A 24,434-nucleotide genomic window follows, 5' to 3' on the forward strand; every position below is an offset into this window, starting at 1 on the left:
CACAAGTTATATGACCACAAAAATGTAAGATGATTCCAACTTTAATCATGATCAGTTACAATACGCCTTTCATGACAACATAGGCGCAATGAATGTCAAAGTATTTAGTACTAACAGCGATGGGATCGGACAGAACTGGTTGTGTTAGTGAATTAACTAAATTAGCAAGTGAATGCGAATGTAATATATTAGACAGCCGAATGGCCATTTTCGGCTCTGAATTTACCTTTATTATGTTGCTTACTGGTGATACCAGAGCGATTAATAAGATTGAAGCTAGAATTCCGAAACTTGCGCATAGTTTGGATTTAATCACTATGATGAAACGCACCTCTGGTCACAGAACTTTTGATTTAGTAAAACATTACCAAGCCGAATATTCAGGTATCGACCAACCAGGCATTCTAAAATCAATGACCGCCTTCTTTGCCACACGTAAAATAGACATCTCTTCGTTAAAGTCAGAAATAGATCCGAAAACCAACCATATGAGCGCCAATATCTTGTTTGCTCTAACTGAAAAAATTAGTATTGATGAGCTAGAGCGTGATTTCCTAGAGCTCTGTCAGCAAACCGACGTACAAGGTTGTATCAAAAAAGCCAATACTAACTTATTGTAGCTCTCAGCAATAATAACTTTAAAATAAACGAATAAAAGTGACCTTATTATGAATACTCTAAACGTTGGTGATACCGCACCACTATTTACCCTAAACAATGAAAATGATGAGTCAATCTCATTGGCTGACTATATTGGTAAACAGCAAGTACTGGTATATTTTTACCCTAAAGCGATGACTCCAGGTTGTACCGTTCAGGCGCAAGGGTTACGCGATATAAAGGCGGAACTTGCCGCCTTAAATACGGTTGTTTTTGGTATCAGTCCTGATGAAGTAAAACGCCTAACTAAATTTTGCGAACGTGATAGCTTAAACTTTTCACTTTTATCTGATGTTGATCACCAAGTAGCCGATGAATTTGGTGTTTGGGGTTTAAAGAAATTTATGGGTAAAGAATACGATGGTATTCATCGTTTAAGCTTCCTAATTGGCGTTGATGGAAAAATCAGCCATGTTTTCAATAAATTTAAAACGAAAGAACATCATGATGTTGTTTTAGCTGTTTTAAATGAATTGAGTTAGTCGCTTAATAAGTATTTACAAGTGGCTAACTCAGCACTAAAAGAACAAATAAAAAGCCCTAAGCTAGGTAATATTAGCTTAGGGCTTTTTTACTTTATATACCCGCTCTACTTGAAGATGCTCAGGTTTCTCCAAAGGGCTGGTATATATGAGCGACAGGAACTGATTAGGTCACTTTACTTATCACAGGTTGATTTTACTTCGTACGCTCAGTTAGGTAAGCAGCATAATCTGGAATTTCAATAAAACTTTCTTGTGTCATCAACTCTGAGTCCATTAGAAAGTTGGCCGTTGATTTATTGGTCGCTACGGGAATATTCCATACGGCAGCTAATCTTAACAACGCTTTTACATCGGGATCATGGGGTACCGCATCTAACGGATCCCAGAAAAAAATCATCACATCAATCTCGCCTTCCGCGATTAATGCACCTAACTGTTGATCACCACCCATTGGGCCAGAGAATAAACACTTTACCGGTAGGCCAATAGCCGTACTTAATAAGGTTCCTGTGGTGCCGGTAGCGAATAAATGGTGATACTTTAAATCATCACTTCGCTTCTGTGCCCAAGCGATCAGATCAGCTTTTTTATTATCATGAGCAACAAGTGCCATACGCTTATGTGCTGGCATCAGTCTTTGGGTGTACGTTAATTCCATATTAGCTCCATGTTACTTGCTTTATAACTCGACTATGATTGGGCTTCACTTGTACTTTCCGTATCCGGTATTGTCGGCCAAGCATTAATTACCGCCTTCACTAGGGTTGCTAGCGGAATGGCAAAAAATACGCCCCAAAAGCCCCATAAACCACCAAAAAATATTACTGCGATAATGATAAGAACAGGATGTAAATTAACCGCTTCAGAAAAAAGTAACGGTACAATAACATTGCCATCCACGGCTTGAATTATTCCGTAAGCAAGCATAACGTAGCCAAACTCACTGCTAAATCCAAATTGAAAAAGTGCTACCAACAGGACTGGTAGGGTTACAACGGTAGCACCGACATAAGGCACAAGTACCGACAAACCAACTAAAACCCCTAATAATAGTGCATATTGTAAATCAAGGAACATAAAAGCAATTGTCGTTGATGTACCAACAATAAGAATTTCAATGACTTTACCACGGATATAATTCAAAATTTGTTGGTTCATTTCTTGGCTTACCTTAATTGCCATACGACGTTCTTTAGGAAGGAAATGCGCAATACTGCTCATTAATTCTGTTTTATCTTTCAAGAAGAAAAATATCATTAGCGGCACAAGAATTAAGTAAACCATTAAAGCGACGATATCAGAAATGGAATTTAATGACGCTTTTAGTGCCACCTGCCCCCATTCAAGTAAATTATCATTTACTAGGACAATAAAACTTTCTATTTGAGCAACATCGACTAAGTCTGGATATTTTTCAGGTAAGGTCATTAAATAGACTTGTACCTGGGTGATCATATGGGGTATTTCTTGCAATAAGTTACTGCTTTGTTTCCATATAATCGGCATTAACCCTAAGACCGCTAACAAGGAAAATCCTAGAAAAGTAACCACAACCACAACGGTTGCACTAGAGCGCGACATTGAGTTCTGCATTAGTTTATTGACCGGAAGGTCTAACAAGAAAGCTAATGCTATAGCGACAAATACCGGCATCAGTAGGCTACTAAACAAAGCAATAAACAATGCAATACAAATTAAAATAACAACCAGAGTGACCGCATGAGGGTCTGAGAATTTACGGGTGTACCAATCACTAAATAACTTAAACATAACTACCTATTTCTTTAATTTGTGCTCATTGCGCTTGAGTGCATCGATTGTTAGCTCTACGATACCATTTTCAATAGCATGTTCTCGATAACAATACCCCTGTTTATCCAATAACTTAGGAATATCACTAATAGAACCGATATCATCAATGCTAATTATACATTGATCGCTACCTTGCATTTTTTTTAGTAACAAACGTAAATTGACTAAAGGTACAGGACATTTTTCCCCGCTACCATCATATTTATAAATCATATAATCTTAAAACATCGCTTTAATTTAATTCACTAATTTGCGACAATTAATCCATTGTGCTAATTCAAGTTATAATAGCCTACCTCTATGGGGAAGTCTTATGAAAATCAATTTTTTGCTAGGAATATTAATAAAATGAGTTCATTAAGCCGAACTGCTAACTTAAAAGAAATCAATGCATATAAAAAGAAAATTAACTGGGGTGAAACGTCAGCTATTTATCACCTATTTTCTTCGTCTTTAGGTGATTTAGACGGCATACTAACGCATGGGTTTGATAGTGCCTATAAACAAATTTTAAACCCAAACTCATGGAACTTACCCCTGTTAGGTGCAAGCAAAAATACTGATGGTAGTATTCACGTAAAAAACAAGCCACAAATTAGCTTGCGTCATGAGTTCAGTGACATGGGCTACGAGTTGCATTGTTTCCCGGTTATTGATGGTGAAGTTGTCTCTATGAGCATGCTTAAGAAAGGCAACTGTCCTTTTAATAATTGGTTACCTGAAAAAATGCAATTGCTCTTTCGCATTAATAGCTTAATTGCTTTCGCGATTCACTGTTTTCAACACGGTGATGATGCAGATATGGCACTCTTAAAATTCGCGCACTACAAAGTTGAACAATTGATTACAATTTTGAGCGAATCTTTTCAAATTATTACGGTCAAAGGTTATAGTATTGCCGAGTTTTACCAAGAAATTGCTAAAAGAAATGGTAATATCCTTACTCAAGAAGCCTAAGTGGGCTTAATCACTTCAATTATGACCATAGGATGTAATATTGTTTAACCTAAAACCCATGTTTATTACCTTGTTACTAACATTAGGTATTGCTACAGCGACTAGTTTTAATGCTAGCGCCATCGATAATCAGAACAACAAAAATAAATTACCTGATATAGGTATTTCTGGTTACAGCGTATTATCAACCGATAAAGAGCCTCAAATTGGTCAAGCGATGATGCGCCAATTACGTGGTTCACAACCACTCGTTCAAGATCCTGTGCTCATTGAATACATCAATCACTTAGGCAATACCTTAGTGAAAAATGCTGAAGGAGTTAATTATGCTTTTGAATTTTTCCTTATCAATAATAAAGAATTAAACGCTTTTGCATTTTTTGGCGGTCATGTAGGTATTCACAGTGGTTTAGTAACCACTGCTGACACCGAAAGTGAATTAGCGTCGGTTATTGCGCATGAAATATCTCACGTTACCCAGCGCCATTTAGCACGTCGCTTAGAATCACAAAGCCAAACCCAAAGTTTAACCATGGCAGCTATGCTTTCTAGTGTGCTACTTACTTTAGTTAATCCTACGGTAGGTATGGCAGCGCTTACGGCTAGTATGGCCGTAACACAACAAGCGAGTATTAACTACACACGCGGTAACGAAAAAGAAGCTGACCGAGTTGGTATTGCCTTGTTAGCCAGTAGTAATTTTGATCCCCAAGGTGCGGCAAGCTTTTTTAGCAAAATGTCGACTAAATATCGCTATGCTAGTAAACCACCAGCCATGTTACTGACTCATCCATTACCAGAATCACGTATAGCCGATGCTCGCCAACGAGCTTTAAATTATCCAGCAAGACCACTACCACCTAGCCTAGGTTTTGAACTCACTAAAGCGAGATTAAAGGCTCGCTACCAAGGCGATGCAAAATCAAACATAGCATTTTTTAAGCAACAAATAGCTAAAAAACGCTATGCCATCAAAGATGCTGCGCAATATGGTTTAGCCCTAGCCTATTTTGAAGACAAACAAACGATTGAAGCTTTACAGTTATTAGAGGCATTAAAGCAAAAGGACAAAAGTAATTTATTTTATGTCGATGCGTTAACGGATGTCTACATAGCAAATGACCAAGCAACTAAAGCGGTCAAAATGCTTGAGCAATTAAATTTATTCATGCCTAACAACCAAGTTGTGAGTTTGAACTATGCCAACGCTCTGCTCAAAGTTAAAGAATATGACCTTGCAGCACAAATATTACAAGACTTTTTGTTAGTCAATCCCGGTAACTTTATCGCTTATGATATATTAACCACTTTATACCGTACTCAAAAGAAAACCGGCTTAATGCATATGAGTAAAGCTGAAGTATTTGCTTTACTTGGCGCTTATCCAAAAGCAGTTGACGAATTACAAACCAGTTATGGATTTCTTGAAGAGCAACCTTTAATGCAAAGAAGAGTAAAGGCCCGTATCTTACAACTACAAGAACAAGAAAATCGTTTAAAACGCTTATAGTCTTGTTATTAGCATTTAATTACCATGTAATGACCGTTTAACTATCATTAAATTAGCAAAGGAAAACCAATGTTCACTATCTATCACAATCCTAGATGTTCTAAAAGTCGTCAAACTTTAGCATTACTCGAAGATCAAGCACAAAAGACTAACCAAGACATTAGTATTGTTGAATATTTAAAAACACCACTGTCTCATGATGACATTAGACAACTATTAGTACAGCTTGATTGCTCAGTACTTAACATGATGCGCGTTAAAGAAGCTGAATTTTCTGAGCAAAACTTGAAAGGTGCTAATGATGAAGTGCTAATTAACGCTATGGCTAATACACCAAAGTTAGTTGAACGCCCTATTGTAACCAATGGCAGCAAAGCTATCATCGGTCGCCCGCCAGAGAATGTTTTAGATTTCTTTTAATCATACAATCCAGTTAACCTATTAAAATATATAAGCAGCCCAATGAATAAACAAAGAATGACAACGAGTAACTACAAAAAAGTAGCCCTAACAGGATACTTTTCATTACTCATCTTCATGCCCTTATGGCTAATCCTTCTCAGTCCCAGCGAGAGTCTAAGTGTTTCTACCTCTTTATTGTTATTTACTCTGCCATTACTGTTTCCGTTAAAAGGTATGTTACAAGGCAACCCTTTTACTTATGCTTGGTCTAACTTTATTGTATTAATCTACTTTTTACATAGCTTAACGACACTCTGGGTATTGCCTGCAGACAGAATATGGGCCATATTAGAGTTGATATTTGCTAGTACTATGTTTTTTGGTGCCACTTATTATGCTAAATTCCGTGGTCAGGAACTTGGTCTGAGTATCCGAAAAAAGAAAAACGTAGATTCAGATAATAAATAGATCTACCCGTTTTTTCTCGAAAAATAACAAGGAAGAAGTGAATGCGCATAAATATTGTAAACGTCTACTTATTACTCTCATTGGCACTCATCACGTTATTAGCAGCGTGTAATGGTAATTCTTTTAATGAAACGGATTACTCAGTGGATAGCATAATACAGTTGGATGAAACACAAAATATTAATCAAGGCATAGATCTTCTTCTTCACTATCCTAATGACAGTTTAAGTAATATTAGCTGGAAGCAAACCGCTGGGGAGCCAGTTACGATTTTAGCTAAAACAAGTAAAGTAGTTTCATTTACTCCTAGTCTTCCAGGCGATTACAGTTTTAGTGTCACTTTCACGCTTAATAATGAACTTGAAAAAACCTTGGACAAAAGTATATCTGTCACTGAAGACTCCCATAAAGTCACTAACCGTTTATCTCATGTGGCACTAGCTGACAACAAGGTATCATTTCGAAGTGAAATAGACGCAACGATTGATGCAGATACTTTAGTATGGCAACAAGTTTCTGGTCCTAGTGTTACCTTAACCACAGAAAATACTAACGGTGAACTCGCTATATTTTTTGATGCGCCAAACGTTAGCCTAGATACCATCATTGTATTTAATGTTACAGCCTCTGATGTAGATAACACCACTTACAGTGATAAAGTCGCAGTATTAGTAGAGCCTGCTGCTGCAATTGGAAGTAATGCTTATTTTTCAGACCGTAAAGCCTCAGTTTTTGCCTATAACAGCAATAGCCCTTATGCTGATAACCTAGTTGCTTGTGTTTACTCTAATACCTTAAGCAGCTCGTGTACTTTAGCGAAAACACCGCTATTAGCAGAAGAAGTTAAAAGCGTTTCAACTGCACCATCAATAGAAAACATTATGGATCGCGTTGTTGTTTCACATCGATGGATGGGTGATCGCTTTAAAGAATATTTGACCAATAATGATACTAACAACGATATAAAAAACTTGTTAAGAGCAACAACGGCAATCGTTATCTCTTATGATGTGCGTCCTTCATTTTATTGGGCTGCCACAGGCGCCATATATTTAGACGCAGAAAACTTTTGGTTAACTCCTCAAGAACGAGATACTATTAATGAAGCGCCTGATTTTAGGGCTGATTTTGGTAACGACTTACAATTCGTGATGCCGTGGCGCTATGTCAAAGATAATGACTATGCTAGTTTCAGTTACAGTAAATCATCCCGGGTTACTCGAACAGCATCCGAGGGTTTATTTCGCTTAACATCACTGATGTACCATGAACTCGCTCATGCCAATGATTTTTTCCCAAGTAATGAATGGTATGTGCATAATAGCAGCCAACGAGTGCTTGATGCTGCTGTCAGTACAAATTTCGAGTCAGATGAATTGGCTATTACCTTGCCATTAGCAAGCCAAGAGATGCGTAATTTGGGCCAAGTGAGCTTTGCTGGTGAGACAGCAAATGAAACGCAAAAAGATTATTTACCTATAGATATAAAAGGATTTTTCAGTCCTGATCGTGCCTCAGACTTTTATGCTTACTCAAGTCTACGTGAAGATTACGCCATGTTATTTGAAGAGTTAATGATGCAAAACCGCTTTGCGGTAATACGTGATGTTGCTATCACGAACCAGCCCACAGGTGAAAACATTTCCGCTGCTGATTATATTGTCACTTGGGGACAACGTGGCCGCATTGGAGACGATAAATTAAGAGCTAGAGTCCTTTTTAGCGCCAGTCGAGTATTGCCTGAATTTGACAGTCAAGCTGCAATGAACTTAGTTACAACGCCTATTGAAATGGTTGAAGGAGATAGCTGGATTGATAATTTAACCATTAGTCCAAGCGAACCAACTCTGAGTAATTTAATAAAACAGCTGAAAAGTTATACTAATCCTGACGACTTTACCCGTTCATCATCAAAAGATGTTAAAACACAGCCAGTAAATAACTTTAACCGCTATTATCAAAAACCGTTACCTGTTCATTAGCTGTAACGATTAGGACCTGTGAATAATACATCGACTTAGTATTATTGCTACGACTCTAAATACTACTCAAACAAAAAACGCGACTGATTTAGTCGCGTTTTTTATTTTGTAAGGTCCATTTTTTCGATAATATTACTTAACTAAGGCTAAGCACTTCTTTAATAAAGGGAATGGTTATTTTTCTTTGTTCTTGAATAGAAGCTTTATCTAATATATCAAGTGAAGTAATTAAACTGCCCATATCTCGACTTAAACGATTAAGTAAAAACTTAACCACTTCATCTGACAAAAACAAACCTCGCTGAGTGGCACGGTGTTGTATAGCAATAACCTTTTCGTCATCATCAAGTGGCTTAATCTGCTCCGTTAACCCCCAAGTCAGCCTTGAGACTAAATCAGGTAAACTTATACCTAACTGTTGAGCACTTTCATCCCCTGAAATTAATAAGTAATTATTTTGTTCTAATACCCGGTTATATAAATCAAAAACAGCTTGTTCCCAGCGCTTATCACCGGCAATTAAGTGGATATCATCTAAACAGATTAAATCAATTTGCTCTAAGCCATCTAAAACTTCTACCGGTAATTGTTTTAACTCTGCACAAGATAAGCAAACGGACGACTTACCAATTTGTGCAGCATAAGTACTACTGGCATGCATTAGGTGCGATTTACCCGTACCTGATAAGCCAAACAAATATAAACTGTGTGGTGTTGATTGCTGTGGGTCTATATAAGACTTTAATTGGCTAACAATACTCTGATTAATATCACTTTTAAAACTAGTAAAAGTTTCATCATCGGGTAATTGCACCATCAAGGTTAATTGAGCGACTTGCTTCATCCTTGCTCCCAATAAAAAACGGGCATTTTGGGTACAATGGTAGGTGGTGTTATTGTTTCGGTTAATATTTGCAATGGATCATTCTTGGTTAGTTCATCGACAGAGTTAGCATTCAAAGTACCGCTATTCTCTACCGTAGGGTTAGTCTCTTGGGTGATTTTATCAATATGTACATCAGGGTTACTAATAGAAGGTGTTACTGAGTTATCAAGAGTCTCGCTTAGAGCAGGATCAGAGTTAAGATTATTAAGATCAACCGTGACATTTTCCGGGTTATTAAATTGCTGCGTTTGAGAAAAGTCATCAAGCAAACCATCAAACTGTTGCGTTAACTTATTGTTAAGTCTTAATGAGGCTAAAAATGAAGCTTTCGAGCCAATTAAATCTAATTTAAATTGACGAACATCACCTTGGGCACTAATTAAAGTGACCGCCTTAACTGCAGATAAATCCGTTAAGAAATTAAACAACTGGGTATCACTTGTTAATGAGGTGACATTTTTCACTTCAATAACAAAGTCACTCTCTGCTGAAGCTAATAACGCATAAGATTGATAAATCAATTCAGTAATATCGGATAAACCTTGGTTAATCAAACTGACTTTATCAACGCCTTGGTATTTTTGGGTATAACGAATACCTTGAGTGAACACACGCCAATCCAGTACTTTAGGGATAACAAGCTCTTGTTGTTCACATAATAAACCACAGGAAGCATCATTAAGCGTATTTGACTCGACCGTATTTTCATTCACATCAACTAAGCTCGAGTCAGAAACCCTCATCACCACAATAGTGTCAGCAAAATAACGCAAAGAAGCTTGCTGAATTTGTTCAGGAAAATAACCCCAAAAATCACTTAATACCACTTGTGTACTATCAGTTAAGTCCATTAAAGGCATAATAATAGGTAAACCACGTTGTGTGGAAAAATCATTAACACTACTAGGGATTATTGAATCAGCATCGGATGCGACAATACTGCGACTAACGCCTTGTTCATCAATTAACCACAAGAGAACTTGTGGGCGTAAGCTGCCCCATAAGGCCAGATTAGCTTCTTCAAATAATTGATTCACTTTGTCTTCGTTAAAGCTAACAATTAAACTTAGCTGATCATCTTTACGTTGATATCGATATTGACTAACGTAGCGACTGGCTCTTTTTTGAGCTTTTTTTAACACATCATGTGCTAAAACACTCTTTTTCCCGCCAACTTTCAAAAAAACACCTTGCAGTGCTTTTTTTGTTGCCTGTTCACGTTGCGCTCGATCTTGTGAGTCGACCACCACTTTGGCTTGGTACAGATCATTTACTTCAAGGGCTGTCGAGCTCGCGCTAAGCACCGAAAAAACCAATATAATTATTACAGATGAAAATCTAAACATATCTACTAAAAATTTCAAAAACTCAATGAATTCATATGTATTATCTTACCACATTGTCAGCAATTAATACCCGCAAAACAGAATAAATACCTTGTAAATCGGCCAATAAAATAAAACTAACAGAAGATACTGTTTATCGTCTTGAGTATGAGCCTTTGCGCTGATAGAATACGCCCCTTTAAATACTGTCAGTAATTTCTGAGGTCTCCTGTGAGCGAACAAAAACAATCATTAAGCTATAAAGATGCTGGTGTTGATATTGATGCTGGTAATGCACTAGTAGAAAACATTAAAGGTGCGGTAAAGCGCACAACACGTCCAGAAGTTATGGGTGGTCTAGGTGGTTTTGGTTCGGTATGTCAATTACCTACAGGTTATAAAGAACCTGTATTAGTTGCAGGTACCGACGGCGTTGGCACTAAATTACGTTTGGCTATTGATTTAGCTAAGCACGATACTGTTGGTATCGACTTAGTTGCTATGTGTGTTAACGATCTTATCGTTCAAGGTGCAGAGCCTTTATTCTTCCTTGATTATTATGCTACGGCTAAACTTGATATTGCTGTTGCGTCATCAGTAGTTGAAGGTATTGCGGAAGGTTGTATTCAAGCAGGTTGTGCTCTTGTTGGTGGTGAAACTGCCGAAATGCCAGGTATGTACCACAAAGGCGATTACGATATCGCTGGTTTTTGTGTTGGTGTAGCTGAAAAGTCTCGCTTGATTGATGGTACTAACGTTGCAGCTGGCGATCAATTGATTGCACTTGGCGCTTCAGGTCCACATTCAAACGGTTTTTCTTTAATTCGTAAAGTATTAGAAGTGAACAACACTGATACGAATGAATTACTTGAAGGCAAGAAAATTGCTGACCATTTACTTGAACCAACAAAGATTTATGTTAAATCTGTACTTGAGTTACTTAAAAATGTAGATGTTCACGCACTTTCTCATATCACTGGTGGTGGCTTCTGGGAAAATATCCCACGCGTATTACCTGAAACAGCACAAGCTGTTATTAAAGGTGATAGCTGGCAATGGCCGAGCATCTTTAACTGGTTACAAGAAAACGGTAACATCACTGAACATGAAATGTACCGCACTTTCAACTGTGGTGTTGGCATGGTTATCGTAGTACCAGCTGATAAAGTAGCTCAGAGTATTGAGATATTAGCAGCACATGGTGAAAATGCTTGGCACATTGGCGAAATCGCTGATAAAGCTGACGGCGAAGAGCCTGTTGTTTTTGCCTAAACAGTTAACTGTTTAAACAAGCGAATATATTATAAAGGGGCTATTTACTAGCCCCTTTTATTTATCTCCGTTTTATTAATTGTTTATTCACCCTTTATTAATATATGAGGAAAATATATGTCGAGCAAAATAGTAGTTTTGATCTCTGGTGGTGGCACTAACTTACAAGCCATTATAGACGCCTGTTCTGATAGTAATTACCCCGCGACAGTGGTTGGGGTAGTATCAAATAAAGCCGATGCATATGGCCTAACACGTGCTAAAGATTCTGATATTGCCACGGTAGCACTTTCTCATAAAGACTTTGATAGCCGTGAAGATTACGATCAAGCGCTCATCAAGAAAATTGATTGTTTTGATGCTGATTTAATTGTATTAGCAGGTTTTATGCGTATTCTGACGCCTAACTTTGTTCAACATTATCAAGGTAAACTGCTCAATATACACCCTTCTCTTTTACCTAAATATCAGGGATTAAATACCCATCAACGCGCTATAGATGCCGGTGATGATGTACATGGTGTAAGTGTTCACTTTGTTACTGAAGAACTTGATGGCGGCCCTGTTATTCTTCAAGCCAAAGTGCCTGTATTTGAAGGTGATAACTGTGATGATTTAGCGGCCCGAGTACATGAACAAGAACACCGCATCTACCCATTGGTAGTAAAGTGGTTTGCTGAACAACGACTAAGCATGCAAGGCGATAATGCAATATTAGATGATAATATTTTATCTGCTTCAGGTTATGCCAACGATTAGCCTTTGTGGCTAAATACAGTTAGCTATACCCGTTCTACAGAAGCTGTTAGTATATTCGCTACTAATTGCTTCTGGATTATTTTTTTCTTATGCGAAAAACTCTCACTCTACTTTGTTTAACATTACCTTTTTTAGCTTACGCGAACACAGAGCTTCAAACGCCTTCAACACCAAGCATTGTAGAACAAAAAAAATCATTCTCGGCGATCATCCCTGCTTATCGTGCAACTTATACCTTATTACGTAAATCAGATCCCGTTGGCAACGCGATCCGAGAATTAACTTACCTTGAAGATGATAAAATTGAATATCATTATGAAACGGATATAAATTGGTTGATTTTTTCTGATAAACGCAGCGAAACATCGATAGTTAAGGTAGAAAACAATCAAGTTATCCCCTTAAATTATGATTATCAGCGCGAGGGAACAGGCCGTGATAAATACTATCAATGGCAGTATGATTTAGCAGGTAAAACGGCAGCAGATTTGAAAAAAAATAACAAGATCTCACTAGATTTCACTGATGGTCTGTTAGATAAATTGAGCTATCACTTACAAAACCGCATAGACTTAATTAATAACCCAGATCAAAAGCGCTTTGTCTATCCGGTAATTAGCACTAAAGGCTCGATCAAAAATTATCAATATCAGTATGATGGTGAAGAGGAGATTATCCTCCCTTATGGCTTAGTTAAAACGATTCGCTTAAAACGTGAAATCATTGAGAAAAAACGCATTACTTATGCTTGGTTTGCCCCAGAGTTAAATTACTTACTGGTAAAACTCTATCAAGTAAAAGCAGGCGCAGAACAATTTGAAGCACAATTATCGACATTAGAACTTAAGTAGCAACACCCATATTTAATAAGTACAGCAATCAATGAGCATAATACATGCTCATTTTTTTGTCCTGACTTAATTACTTAATTACTTAATTAGTAATTCATAAATGCACGTTCTCGACTACATCTACTGGTTACCCATACCTAAAATTTACTACTGGCTTAACTTCCCTAGCACATGATGTGATTAAACTTTATTAGAATTATTTTGCTGATTAAAGAACGGGAACCTGTATTGCCCTCAAACCTGTTAGTTAATAATTATTGAGTCTATCGGTTGCCCAGCATCAGATGCTTTTTAAACACAGCTCAAGATAACAAACCAAAGGATAGTGATATCAATTGAATGTTTTGTTCAAAAAACAACAAATAATGCTTGAATAGCCACCAAATACCATATACTGTACATCCATACAGTATAGTTATATATCACTATTCAACTCGAGGCAAAACTATGTTCACAACCAATGCAATTAACAGTAATGTAATAAAGAATTCCATCAGTACACCACTTACAGAGCAGGTTTGGTTAAAGTTAGCTAATGTTGAAAACCATCAAGAATTGTCGTCGCACTATGCAACTATTTGCCAACAGCATAATCAAGAAAAAAAATGGGTGCTGTTTATCAACCCTGAAGAATCATCATTAGAGCAGTTAGCACAAACACATGGTGTTGATATTTCTAAAGTGCTTTGTGTTAGTTTTAAAGGCAAAAATAAAGTGAATAACTTACTTGATGAAAAGTCTGCTCATTTAGATATAGAGCAAATAAAAAATGTTTTATGCCGCGGTAATTGTTCTGCTGTTATTCTTTCAAATGCATCTTTTGCAGCAGATGAAATTATCGCGCTCGATAACTGCGCACGTTTAGGTGAAACTCAATGTGTACTACTTAAAAATAATCGAAAGAATGAAATGTCGTTAAACAGTAAAAAATTACATTAAAGTAATTAACAGCTAAAAGCTAAAAGCTAAAAATCGAATCAAGCCATCACTGATACAATTTATTTAAATTATAAAAAATAAAAGCCGTATTGTTTAAAACAATACGGCTTTTATAATATGTGCCACCCTACTAAAACGAGCGTGTTGGGCTTCAGTAACTTATAACTTAGTGTCTAACCAATGGTTTATATTACGTGATAAAACCGTCATCGGTACCGCACCATTTAAAAGTACTACATCATGAAACTCTGCTAAATCGAACTTATCGCCTAAGCGGTTTTTAGCTTGCTCTCGTAAACTTAAGATTTTTAACATGCCAAGCTTATAACCTAACGCTTGACCCGGCCAAGCCATGTAACGCTCAATCTCTGCAATAACATCCGACTCTGCGGTACCCGTTTGCTCAGACATATAGGTAATAGCTTGCTCTCGCGTCCAGCGCTTATCGTGTAGACCTGTATCAACGACTAAACGTACAGCTCTAAATAACTCAGCTTGTAAACGACCTAAATCACCAAAGGGATCATTCTCATACATGCCAAGTTCATAAGCGACTTGCTCTGAATAAAGGGCCCAACCTTCGGCGTAGGCGTTATACGGTGCAATTCTACGTAAAAAAGGTAATTCAGCTTGGTCTAAATTCAAGGCTATTTGCCAATGATGACCAGGATTTGCCTCATGATAAGTTAGCGTTTTTAAACCAAACTTAGGGTTGGCTTTCATATCACGCAAATTAATCCAATAAATACCGGGTTTACTGCCATCAACAGCTGGTGATGTATATTGACCGCCTGGAGCACCATCTTGTACTTCTACAGGGAATGCTTTTACTTCTACTTGGTAACTTGGCGTAGTTTTAAATACAGGCGCCATTTTTTCAGTTACGTCGGTGATATAACCATTAATATCACTGAGTAACTCTTCTCGTCCTGCTTTGGAATCTTCATACAAAAATCTTGGCTCTTCATTTAACGCTACCATGCGTTCACCAACAGAGCCTTTGTTATAACCTTGTTCCAGTAAAATTTTATCCATAGCACTACTAATGCGCGCTACTTCTTCTAAGCCAAGTTGATGAATTTGAGTCGGCGTTAATTCACTATCACCTAATTGCTTAATCGCATCTTGGTAGTAAGCACTACCCTTTGGCTGTGCCCATATTCCCGATTCAGTACGAGCTTTAGCTAGTAATTGTTCACTGGCCTTTTCAACTGATTGATAGGCTGGATAAACCACCTGACTTACTTCAGCGATAACTCGATTTGTTAAAGACTGTTTTTTCTCTGTACTAAGTGATTCAATTTTTTCTACTTTCTCACGAAAAACACTAACAAATGAATGCTGTTCAGCTGCGACAAGAGTGAAGCCTTTCAAATACTTGATTGCACCTTTTAGGGTAACTTTTGATGGCAACCAGTTTTGAGCCGCATCTGCCGCTTGTTTTTCAATAATACTTGCAGCCAATTGATCAAACTGTGCCAAACGTGCGATGTAATCTAATGCTTCTTGCTCAGTTGTAATTGGCTGATCATTTTGCATAATACGCGGGATATCAATCAACGGACCATTGATTTGATTTACAATAAAAGGAGAAAGGCCCATCCATGTATCAATAAAACCTATAGTAAAGTTTGGCGCCCCAGCAAAGTACCGCGCTAATCCAGACATAACTTGTTGATTGTTTTTCGTGGTTATATCTGCATCATCTAGCTTGATATTAGCAATTTTATTGGATAATGATAATAACTCTGTTCTGAGTTTCGTTTCATTTTCAGGGCTATAAAGTTCCATTTTACTACTAACGGCTTGACCCACATCTTCTTCGGATAAACCATACATAGTGGCTGATAAAGCGCGCTGCTTAAAAAGGCTTTGCTTAGCTTGTAAATATAAAGACGCTAATTCTTGCTTTGCGTTAACCGATTGTTTTTCATTAGTCGCTGATGGCGCTGTAGTTGTTTTTGTTTCGGTGGCAATATCATTGTTTTTATCGCATGCGGTCAAGCCTAACGCGGCAATAATAGCAGTCGCTAATAAGCTATTCTTTAAATTTTTATTCATATATTCCTCAAAAAATCTTTTATCAATATGGGTTATTTTTATTTTATTTATTAACTATTTTTATTCGTTTAGTACTGCATTTCATCACATATAGATTAGAACAAATGCCACTAACATTGTAAACATTATACAATCCCAGATTTAAATAATATGACATCTCTTAGCTGTTCAAAAAACAAACAGATATATTTGGGGATAAGATGAATTATCTGATATAATCTCGCGCCCGCTATTTGCGGTACAGTTACTTAGCAGTACAACGATTTAAAATCGGTTAACCCCCAACGGGAATGGTGATATGACTTCAGTAAAAAAACAAATAATTTCGAAAACTCAGCAAGGGTTATTTGATTATCCAAAATACTGGGCTGAGTGCTACGGCACAGCACCGTTCTTACCTATGTCTCGTAAAGAAATGGACATACTCGGCTGGGATAGCTGCGATATTATTATTGTTACTGGTGATGCTTACGTTGATCACCCAAGTTTTGGTATGGCTATTATCGGTCGTATGCTTGAAGCACAAGGTTTTAGAGTTGGTATAATTTCACAACCCGCATGGGACTCAAAAGATGCCTTTATGGAATTAGGAAAGCCTAATTTATTTTTTGGTGTTACTGCAGGTAACATGGACTCAATGATTAACCGTTATACCGCAGAGCGAAGAATGCGTCATGATGATGCTTATACGCCGAATGATGAAGGTGGTAAGCGTCCTGATCGTGCTGTAACTGCTTATACTCAACGCTGTAAAGAAGCCTTTAAAGGTGTTCCAGTAATTATCGGTGGAATAGAAGCAAGCTTACGTAGAATAGCGCATTACGATTATTGGTCAGATAAAGTACGCCGCTCAGTATTGTTTGATTCAAAAGCTGATTTATTAGTTTTTGGTAATGCCGAACGTCCATTAGTTGAAATTGCCCATCGCATCGCCCGCGGTGAAGATGTTAAAAACATTACCGATGTTAGAGGTAGCGCTTTTTTAACCAATGAAGTACTCCCTGGTTGGCAAGGTATTGATTCACGCGATATTGACAGACCTGGTAAAATTGATCCTATTCATAGCCCTTATGAAGAAATTACGCCAGAGTCTTGTAGTGATAACGAAGCTCAAACAGCAGCATCTATCTCAGATAACGATATAACTAAAACAGCACAGCCAATTGAAATTGCTGATTATCGAAATAAAACCTGGGATAAAAAAGCTAAACCGTGGGAAACAACTTACATTTATTTACCCACTTTTGAACAAGTAAAAGAAAATAAAGTGCTTTATGCTCATGCTTCACGTATTTTTCATCAAGAAGTTAATCCAACTTCTGCAAAGCCATTAGTGCAAAGCCACGGTACACGTCTTATTTGGTTAAACCCGCCAGCTAAACCATTATCAACTGAAGAAATGGATGGTGTTTTTGGTCTTGACTATAAACGCGTACCTCACCCAAGTTATGGTAAAGCAAAAATACCTGCTTACGATATGATCAAAACATCGATTAACATCATGCGCGGCTGTTTTGGTGGTTGTACTTTTTGTTCAATTACCGAACATGAAGGACGTATTATTCAAAGTCGTTCTCATGAATCCATCATCAATGAAATTGAAGATATTAAGCTAAAAGTACCTGGTTTTACGGGTGTTATATCAGATCTTGGTGGTCCAACTGCCAATATGTATCAGCTTAATTGTAAAAGTGAAAAGGCTGAAGCAACGTGTAGAAAACCTTCCTGTGTTTGGCCAACAATTTGTGGTCACTTAGATACAGATCATACGCCAACTATAGAGCTGTACCGTAAAGCCCGTAAAGTTAAAGGTATTAAAAAGGTATTGATTGCCTCAGGTGTTCGTTATGATTTAGCTATTGAGCATCCGGAGTATGTGCAAGAACTGGCAACTCACCATGTGGGCGGTTATTTAAAAATTGCACCTGAACATACAGAGCAAGGCCCGCTTGATAATATGATGAAGCCTGGCATGGGCAGCTACGACAAATTTAAAGAAATGTTTGATCATTACTCAAAACTTGCTGGTAAAAAACAATATTTAATACCTTATTTTATCTCTGCACACCCGGGTACCACTGACAGAGATATGGTGAATTTAGCACTTTGGTTAAAAGAAAATAACTTTAAGTTAGATCAAGTACAAAATTTTTACCCTTCACCTTTAGCGAATGCAACGACCTTGTATCATACCGAGCTTAATTCGCTACGTAATGTTACCAGTAAAAATTTAGCCAAGTTAGATGGGAAAATTAACGTGCCTAAAGGGACTATTCAACGTCGATTACATAAAGCGATCTTACGTTATCACGATCCAGCTAACTGGGCACAAGTTCGCCAAGCACTAACTAAAATGGGTTTAACCAAGTTGATTGGCTCTGCACCAAATTGTCTTGTACCAAGAGAAACACGTGGCGAGCAGCAATTAGCAAATAAAGATAGACAAGGTAAGAACAACTCGCAAGGGTTTAAAACGAGTCCAGGTCAAAACAAGCCTAAATTAGAGCAAGGAAATGGCAAGAAGAAGAAAACGCCAACACACAAAAAAGGTTTAACGCGTTTTAGTGACAATCAGTTCTCTGATAGGAAAAATAGCAAGTAATAGCAGTTTAGTAATGCTCTGAATGAAGATCAGAGCATTACACTAGTTAACTAGCCAAAAGGATATCTTTTCGGCTAATAAGCTTGGGTTAATTGGCTTAGCTAGGTAATCATTCATACCTGCGGCTATGCACTTTTCTTGATCGCCTTTCATGGTATTAGCCGTCATAGCAATAATATTAACCTGACTAGTCAGCTGATATTTATCGTCTGAGCGGATGGCTATCGTTGCCTGATAACCATCCATTTCAGGCATTTGGCAATCCATCAAAACTAACGTATATGGTTGTGTCAGTTGACGTTGCTGCAGTAGCTCTAAAGCATGTACACCATTTTTAGCCACATCCGCTCGATGCCCCATTTTACGTAATAGTCCCAGTGCAACTTCTTGATTAATTCTATTGTCTTCAACTAATAATATTTTCACCTGCTCATTATCACTATCCGCTATCACCTTAGGCTCTATCAGTGATTTTGTAGAACCACTATCTACCGCCTTTGTTACAGATGAATAAGTCTGGGTTAATATTTGATGTAGGTTTTTAGCCACAATAGGTTTAGTTAGGGTATAAGGCTGTTCTTGTGTCATTAATGATGTCAACAATGCACTTTTGCTAGCGCGGGTATTACTCATCAGGGTTAATAAGATAACTTGTGTTTTATTGAGCTGAGACTTTTTGCTATTAACCAAAGAATCAAAAACTTTTTTAAGTAAAAATTCATCAAGGTTTTCATCAAGTAATAGCACTGAAAAATGGTTCTTTTCAATATTGTCACATAACGATTTAACATCAGTTTTTGCGTCACTAAATTCAGCGCTGAGACCCCATAGTTGCAATTGTTTACTCAGTATATCACCACTATTTACGTTCGAGTCAATCACCATTACTGGCTTCTGATTAAACTGTTTGAGAGGTTTTGTTACTTGCTCTGTTTTGTCTAAAATCAAATTAAAAATAAATTGGCTACCTTGGCCTTGTTCACTTTCAACGTCAATTTCTCCGCCCATCAGTTGACACAATTGCTTAACAATAGTTAAGCCAAGTCCAGTTCCGCCATACTCTCTGGTCGTAGAAGCATCGACTTGAGTAAAGGCATCAAAGAGATCAGCGCATTTTTCTCTGGGAATACCTATCCCGGTATCCGCTATATTGACCAAAAGCTTAAGATGAGTTGCATCAACGTCTACCGTTTTAACGGTGATAATTATTTCACCTTTGTCAGTGAATTTAATGGCATTACTTAGCAAGTTAGTGATTACTTGCTTCAATCGACTCGGATCGCCAATGACAAGCCCTTCAACTGAAACCGTGCTATCGATAATAACTTCAATATCTTTTTGTTGTGCTTTTATAGCCATGGTTTGCACTGTTTCAGCAATACAGTCGACTAGATTGAAAGCTACTTTCTCTATATCAAGTTTACCAGCCTCTATTTTTGAAAAATCTAATATATCGTTGATTAAATGTAATAAGGTTTCAGCGCTTACCGTAGCAAGCTGAGAGAAATGGCTTTGTGCTTTACTTAACTGAGTATCCGTTAATAAAGTGAGCATACCTAAAACACCGTTAATCGGCGTTCTTATTTCGTGGCTCATATTGGCGAGAAACTGAGATTTTGATTCGTTAGCAACTTCTGCCTTTTGCCTTTGAATTTTATTATCATCAGCTAGTTTTTGTAACGTTTTCTCTTTCTTAACCATATAAGTTACGTTATCAATCACTATTTGGCAAAGTTGTTGTGATGACTTGATGGGAATTCTTTTAACACTGATTTGCTGCTGAATTATATATTTCTCTTCGCCAATAAAGTTCTTTTGGTACAAGGGTAAAGGCGTTGGATTAAAGGTATGGGATAAGCGCGAGGGTAAACCTAATGTTAAAGCAGATTCACAGGCATTGCTTAACCTAGAATCCTGATATTGTGGGAAAATATCACCTAGATACTTACCTTCCTGCTCTATTAATTCTAAACCTGAATAATCACTAAGCCATTGATTAAAAAAAACGACATTTTGGGATTCATCAATAATAATAATGCCAACTGATAACTGGTTTAAAGCGGAGTATAAAATATCATTCGATAGATAAGCCATAACTATCCCCTACGCGCCAGCTTTGTTTGTGATCCCAAAGACAAATTTTCTTACTGACTCTTGAAATACTTCTAATGAGGTAATGTCCATAATAAATGAGATATGTCCGGCAATATGCTTGCTTGGCAAAGAAAATTTAACTTTAATATACAGCGACCAATCATTATCACTGCTATAAGTGAATATTTTATCAATATTACCCTGTATGAACTCAGGCATTTCGATTGATATAGATGATTGCAAAAAATTAATTACAGTACCAAAACATGCATTTAAAATGACATTACCTATTTCCACCAAGGAGTCTTGCTCTAATTCGGATAAGTCTTCAATCGGTATTTTATTGCCAAGTAATAAACTGACTAACTGTAAGCCATTTTCTTTACTAAACATTAACAACGCTTGACCTTGAAAATCCCCAGAAAATCGCTGCGTCACGGCACTAATTTCTATGCCTGAATCAAAATCTAGTTTTTGTTTAGCTTCTTTATTCGGTAATATTTCAATTTCAGGAATGGTTAAATCAACTGTTTGAGAAACCATTTGATTCAAAGAATTAGCTGCACGGCCAATACCAATATTAAAAATTTCGGTTAAAGCATCAATTTCCAGGGGAGTTAAATTATCTTGCATATAGGATTACTCGTGAGTTAAGGATGCGACTAATTATGTAAAAAAGTAGCAATAACCTCTTCATTGACGGGTTTATTCAAAAAAGTCACGCCAGCAGCTAATGCTTGCTCTCTGATTTCATTTTGAATGTTGGCAGTTAATAACGCAACTTTAGGGATTGTCAGCTTGTCGGCTAATGCACTAATCAATTCTAAACCTGTCATACCCGGCATATTGAAATCAATAAAGGCAATATCAATAGCCTTATTTCGCTCAACCCTTTCAAGCGCCTGCTCACCATTACCAGCCTCAATAATATTCACATCTTGAACATGAGATTCAATAATTGCCTTTATCATCATGCGTGAAACTATGCTGTCATCTACTACTAATATTGTTTTACTCATTGCGCCCCCTAAAAGTTAAACCATAAAACTCATGATTTTGCTAAAAAGCTTATGCAGGGAGTTGCTTTTTATCAAGTAAATCAAAAAAATAGTTACATTTATCTTGGTATTAGAATGTATCTAGGGATATGTATTGGATGAAAGATTAGGTAAACCAGACAAAGCATCGATAAAGTATGCTTTTAGTGTTTTCAGCAACGAGTGCTCCTACAAGTTCATTAACTTCCTCCGTTAATGATATAGCGACCTTATGCGTTGGGTCGAAAAGTTCTTGCTCACTAATAAAGTCCTTTAATTCATTTACTTTGTTATTGATTTTCTCTGTTATCCAAATCGCTTTATCTGAAGATAATTTTACGCCGACCTCTTTCGCCACAGTTAAAAATCGTTCTTGATGATATAAGCCAACTAATCTTAACGGCTTGGATGTCATCGCAAAAAATACGAATAAGATTAAATACAAAAACTTCATTATTGCTTTCATAATACTACCTCGACTTTAACGTTATACTGCTAACTTCGTCCCTAAAGTACTATCTTATAAGTATATACCCGTTCTTCTTGAAAATGCAGGATTCAGCTGGAATTATAAACGCCTTTAGACAAGGCATTGATTGAAGAGAATAGTTATTCTATTGTCGAAATCCATAACGTAGTATAAAGCGTCTATAAACCAGCCCTTTGGGGAAAACTGAGCAAAGCATACCCGTCGTTAAATTTGTTTTTAAGGGAGTAACCCTTAACAAAAAAATGTACCTTGATTATGATTCGCTCAGGTTTCCTGAAACGAACATCTTCAAGTGGAGCGGGTATATATGAAATCGTGAGATTTGCTGAGTAGCAATGCTTTACTTGAAGTGCTTAAAAAAATAGATAAACAACAGTCATTTATAATTTACGTATATAGACTTTAGATTGTTAAAGGGGGATATATGAAATGGCTTATACTGAGCGAAAATACACGAGCAACTAACCACCTATATTGATAATAGGTGGTAATTAGTCGCCATTATTCTAAATTTATTACTATTTGATGATGTACGTAATACCGTTTTGATTAATAACTTGAACATCATCACCGCCTTGATAGCGATTAGCATCTAGAAAAACAACCTTGTTACCATTGTTATCGACCGTATCACCATCAGCATTAAGTGCTAACACTATACCAACAGTTGCCGCTACCGCTAACCATGTATTGTGGTGGCTATGTCTTGGCGCAATTAAAACGCGAGTATGTCTTGGCTTAACAACAATCACTTTCTTGGTCGCTTGATGTTTGTGATATCTACCTGTGTCATGAGCGCTAGCACCAAAAGAACTCATCACCAAACCCATTGCAACCGAAACCACTATAATTAATTTTTTCATGTTTTGTTAACCCTTAAACGTTATTAATTTGTTTGAATGTTATTCATTCACTAGGTACACCTAAAGCACAGCAAACATTGCGAGATATGTAATAAGGTGTCATTTATAGGAGTATGATACTGAAGTGTTCTAAACTGTGCTTTGCATCTTGCGACAAGTACCGTGCAATTAGTGCCAATTCACGTTTTTTGCTTTATTAACTATAAATTTATAATTATTGAAGAGAATATCAATTCAAGGGATTATGGTAAGTACCGCATGCTAGCAGAATATATGATTATTAATACGGCTAAAAATCCCTCTATAGTGAGGGATTTAAAATAATTAATTCAGCGAATGCTCTGTATTTAAAAGACTAAAAATGACACCTTAAAAATAACACTCGTATGTTATCGTCTATGAACTACCGACTTGGTTGTCAATCTCCGCAGCCAAGTTCCAAACACTTTTCTGCCGCCTTAATATCCATTTCGTTCATTAAGACTTCCATTAAGATTATCAAGCGTCGTTCCGCATTGCCAAATTTATCCATCCCACCATATTCAACGGAATCAAAATCTACACTAGCTAAAACACTGCCATTTTTATCAACTAACTCTAGGTTCGCATAGCGCATATATGACGCCATATCCCACCACCAGTTAGCGTTGTATTTAAATAGCACCTGTCCATCTTTAAGCTTCTGCTTGACCCTCACGTTATAATCTGCAACATCATAGTCATTTTCAAGCATCCAATCAGATAATACATTTTTAACTGACGTCCGTTGCTTGTCGTCATCAATCATGACAATTTGAGTTTTAGCTTGTTTGAATTCATTTGTATTAAGTTGTTTAACGTTTGACATTCCATTGCCTGAACAGCCACTAAGGGCAATGGATGTAATGACAGCTAAAGCAGCGACTAATTTTTTCATTTCTATTTGTATTCCTGTTTGGGTCGGGGCAATTTTAATCGCGCATTTTGCACTAAGGAAATA

Annotated in this window: 24 protein-coding genes; 12 read left to right on the forward strand and 12 right to left on the reverse strand. The window is 37.1% G+C overall.

The features are described from left to right. The first annotated feature begins 92 nt into the window (after positions 1-92). Both CXF85_RS15595 and bcp read left to right on the forward strand, forming a co-directional pair. Positions 93-620 carry a glycine cleavage system protein R gene (locus tag CXF85_RS15595; RefSeq protein ID WP_101229582.1) on the forward strand — a complete coding sequence of 176 codons (528 nt, stop codon included), beginning with the start codon at positions 93-95 and terminating at the stop codon, positions 618-620. A gap of 48 nt (positions 621-668) precedes the next feature. Continuing rightward, positions 669-1,142, forward strand: coding sequence for a thioredoxin-dependent thiol peroxidase (gene bcp / locus CXF85_RS15600; protein ID WP_101229583.1), 474 nt, complete (start codon positions 669-671; stop codon positions 1,140-1,142). Between the two features lie 196 nt (positions 1,143-1,338). On the opposite strand, the gene CXF85_RS15605 is transcribed toward bcp, so the two are convergent. Genes CXF85_RS15605 through CXF85_RS15615 form a run of 3 tightly spaced genes read right to left on the reverse strand, consistent with a single transcriptional unit; the run spans position 1,339 to position 3,170 of the window. Beyond that, positions 1,339-1,803 (reverse strand): methylglyoxal synthase, encoded by a 465-nt coding sequence (locus CXF85_RS15605; RefSeq protein WP_101229584.1) that lies wholly within the window; start codon positions 1,801-1,803, stop codon positions 1,339-1,341. 32 nt (positions 1,804-1,835) lie between these two features. Further along, the gene (locus CXF85_RS15610; RefSeq protein WP_101229585.1) at positions 1,836-2,915 is read right to left on the reverse strand and encodes an AI-2E family transporter; all 1,080 of its coding nucleotides are present in this window, start codon (positions 2,913-2,915) and stop codon (positions 1,836-1,838) included. A gap of 6 nt (positions 2,916-2,921) precedes the next feature. Further along, complete coding sequence (locus tag CXF85_RS15615; RefSeq protein ID WP_101229586.1) at positions 2,922-3,170, reverse strand: sulfurtransferase TusA family protein; 249 nt, start codon at positions 3,168-3,170, stop codon at positions 2,922-2,924. A gap of 135 nt (positions 3,171-3,305) precedes the next feature. Here CXF85_RS15615 and CXF85_RS15620 point away from each other — a divergent pair, with 135 nt between their 5' ends. The 5 genes from CXF85_RS15620 (at position 3,306) to CXF85_RS15640 (ending at position 8,276) form a co-directional block, all read left to right on the forward strand. Further along, a complete protein-coding gene (locus CXF85_RS15620; protein WP_101229587.1) occupies positions 3,306-3,914 on the forward strand; it encodes a hypothetical protein in 609 nt (202 codons plus the stop codon). 40 nt (positions 3,915-3,954) lie between these two features. After that, complete coding sequence (locus tag CXF85_RS15625) at positions 3,955-5,424, forward strand: M48 family metalloprotease (protein WP_232771230.1); 1,470 nt, start codon at positions 3,955-3,957, stop codon at positions 5,422-5,424. 69 nt (positions 5,425-5,493) lie between these two features. Further along, the gene (gene arsC, locus CXF85_RS15630) at positions 5,494-5,844 is read left to right on the forward strand and encodes an arsenate reductase (glutaredoxin) (RefSeq protein WP_101229588.1); all 351 of its coding nucleotides are present in this window, start codon (positions 5,494-5,496) and stop codon (positions 5,842-5,844) included. A 42-nt stretch (positions 5,845-5,886) separates the two neighbouring features. After that, on the forward strand, positions 5,887-6,294 hold the full coding sequence (locus CXF85_RS15635) for a DUF2069 domain-containing protein (protein ID WP_101229589.1): 408 nt from the start codon (positions 5,887-5,889) through the stop codon (positions 6,292-6,294). 41 nt (positions 6,295-6,335) lie between these two features. Further along, positions 6,336-8,276, forward strand: a complete 1,941-nt coding sequence (locus CXF85_RS15640) for a hypothetical protein (RefSeq protein WP_101229590.1) — start codon at positions 6,336-6,338, stop codon at positions 8,274-8,276. Positions 8,277-8,412: 136 nt separating this feature from the next. Here the strand turns inward: CXF85_RS15640 and hda are convergent, their stop codons facing one another. Together hda and CXF85_RS15650 are read right to left on the reverse strand one after the other, a co-directional pair. After that, positions 8,413-9,120 carry a DnaA regulatory inactivator Hda gene (hda, locus tag CXF85_RS15645; RefSeq protein ID WP_101229591.1) on the reverse strand — a complete coding sequence of 236 codons (708 nt, stop codon included), beginning with the start codon at positions 9,118-9,120 and terminating at the stop codon, positions 8,413-8,415. Continuing rightward, positions 9,117-10,466: a DUF2066 domain-containing protein gene (locus tag CXF85_RS15650; RefSeq protein WP_232771231.1), complete on the reverse strand. Its 1,350-nt coding sequence runs from the start codon at positions 10,464-10,466 to the stop codon at positions 9,117-9,119. The genes hda and CXF85_RS15650 overlap by 4 nt, the downstream gene beginning before the upstream one ends. 252 nt (positions 10,467-10,718) lie before the next feature. On the opposite strand from CXF85_RS15650, the gene purM reads away from it, so the two are divergent. The 4 genes from purM (at position 10,719) to CXF85_RS15670 (ending at position 14,308) form a co-directional block, all read left to right on the forward strand. After that, complete coding sequence (gene purM, locus CXF85_RS15655; RefSeq protein WP_101229593.1) at positions 10,719-11,759, forward strand: phosphoribosylformylglycinamidine cyclo-ligase; 1,041 nt, start codon at positions 10,719-10,721, stop codon at positions 11,757-11,759. A 117-nt stretch (positions 11,760-11,876) separates the two neighbouring features. Next, entirely contained in the window at positions 11,877-12,518 is a 642-nt protein-coding gene (purN, locus tag CXF85_RS15660; RefSeq protein WP_101229594.1) for a phosphoribosylglycinamide formyltransferase, read from the forward strand. 89 nt (positions 12,519-12,607) lie between these two features. After that, positions 12,608-13,369, forward strand: a complete 762-nt coding sequence (locus tag CXF85_RS15665) for a DUF3108 domain-containing protein (protein WP_101229595.1) — start codon at positions 12,608-12,610, stop codon at positions 13,367-13,369. Positions 13,370-13,816: 447 nt separating this feature from the next. After that, a complete protein-coding gene (locus CXF85_RS15670; protein ID WP_101229596.1) occupies positions 13,817-14,308 on the forward strand; it encodes a hypothetical protein in 492 nt (163 codons plus the stop codon). Between the two features lie 159 nt (positions 14,309-14,467). Here the strand turns inward: CXF85_RS15670 and CXF85_RS15675 are convergent, their stop codons facing one another. Next, on the reverse strand, positions 14,468-16,369 hold the full coding sequence (locus tag CXF85_RS15675) for a DUF885 domain-containing protein (RefSeq protein WP_101229597.1): 1,902 nt from the start codon (positions 16,367-16,369) through the stop codon (positions 14,468-14,470). A 298-nt stretch (positions 16,370-16,667) separates the two neighbouring features. Between CXF85_RS15675 and CXF85_RS15680 the strand changes: the two genes are divergently transcribed. Continuing rightward, on the forward strand, positions 16,668-18,971 hold the full coding sequence (locus tag CXF85_RS15680; protein ID WP_101229598.1) for a YgiQ family radical SAM protein: 2,304 nt from the start codon (positions 16,668-16,670) through the stop codon (positions 18,969-18,971). A 42-nt stretch (positions 18,972-19,013) separates the two neighbouring features. Here CXF85_RS15680 and CXF85_RS15685 read toward each other — a convergent pair whose 3' ends face one another. The 6 genes from CXF85_RS15685 to CXF85_RS15715 all read right to left on the reverse strand — a co-directional run bounded on the left by CXF85_RS15685 (position 19,014) and on the right by CXF85_RS15715 (position 24,371). Then, a complete protein-coding gene (locus CXF85_RS15685; RefSeq protein ID WP_101229599.1) occupies positions 19,014-21,065 on the reverse strand; it encodes an ATP-binding protein in 2,052 nt (683 codons plus the stop codon). Positions 21,066-21,074: 9 nt separating this feature from the next. Next, positions 21,075-21,698 (reverse strand): chemotaxis protein CheC, encoded by a 624-nt coding sequence (locus CXF85_RS15690; RefSeq protein WP_101229600.1) that lies wholly within the window; start codon positions 21,696-21,698, stop codon positions 21,075-21,077. 29 nt (positions 21,699-21,727) lie between these two features. Next, positions 21,728-22,084, reverse strand: a complete 357-nt coding sequence (locus CXF85_RS15695) for a response regulator (RefSeq protein WP_101229601.1) — start codon at positions 22,082-22,084, stop codon at positions 21,728-21,730. Positions 22,085-22,229: 145 nt separating this feature from the next. After that, entirely contained in the window at positions 22,230-22,568 is a 339-nt protein-coding gene (locus CXF85_RS15700; protein WP_101229602.1) for a hypothetical protein, read from the reverse strand. A gap of 542 nt (positions 22,569-23,110) precedes the next feature. Next, on the reverse strand, positions 23,111-23,455 hold the full coding sequence (locus CXF85_RS15710) for a hypothetical protein (RefSeq protein ID WP_101229603.1): 345 nt from the start codon (positions 23,453-23,455) through the stop codon (positions 23,111-23,113). A gap of 418 nt (positions 23,456-23,873) precedes the next feature. Next, positions 23,874-24,371: an Sbal_3080 family lipoprotein gene (locus CXF85_RS15715; RefSeq protein ID WP_101229604.1), complete on the reverse strand. Its 498-nt coding sequence runs from the start codon at positions 24,369-24,371 to the stop codon at positions 23,874-23,876. Positions 24,372-24,434 lie beyond the last annotated feature (63 nt).

The organism is Colwellia sp. 75C3, assembly GCF_002836255.1.
Classification (GTDB): Bacteria; Pseudomonadota; Gammaproteobacteria; order Enterobacterales; family Alteromonadaceae; genus Colwellia.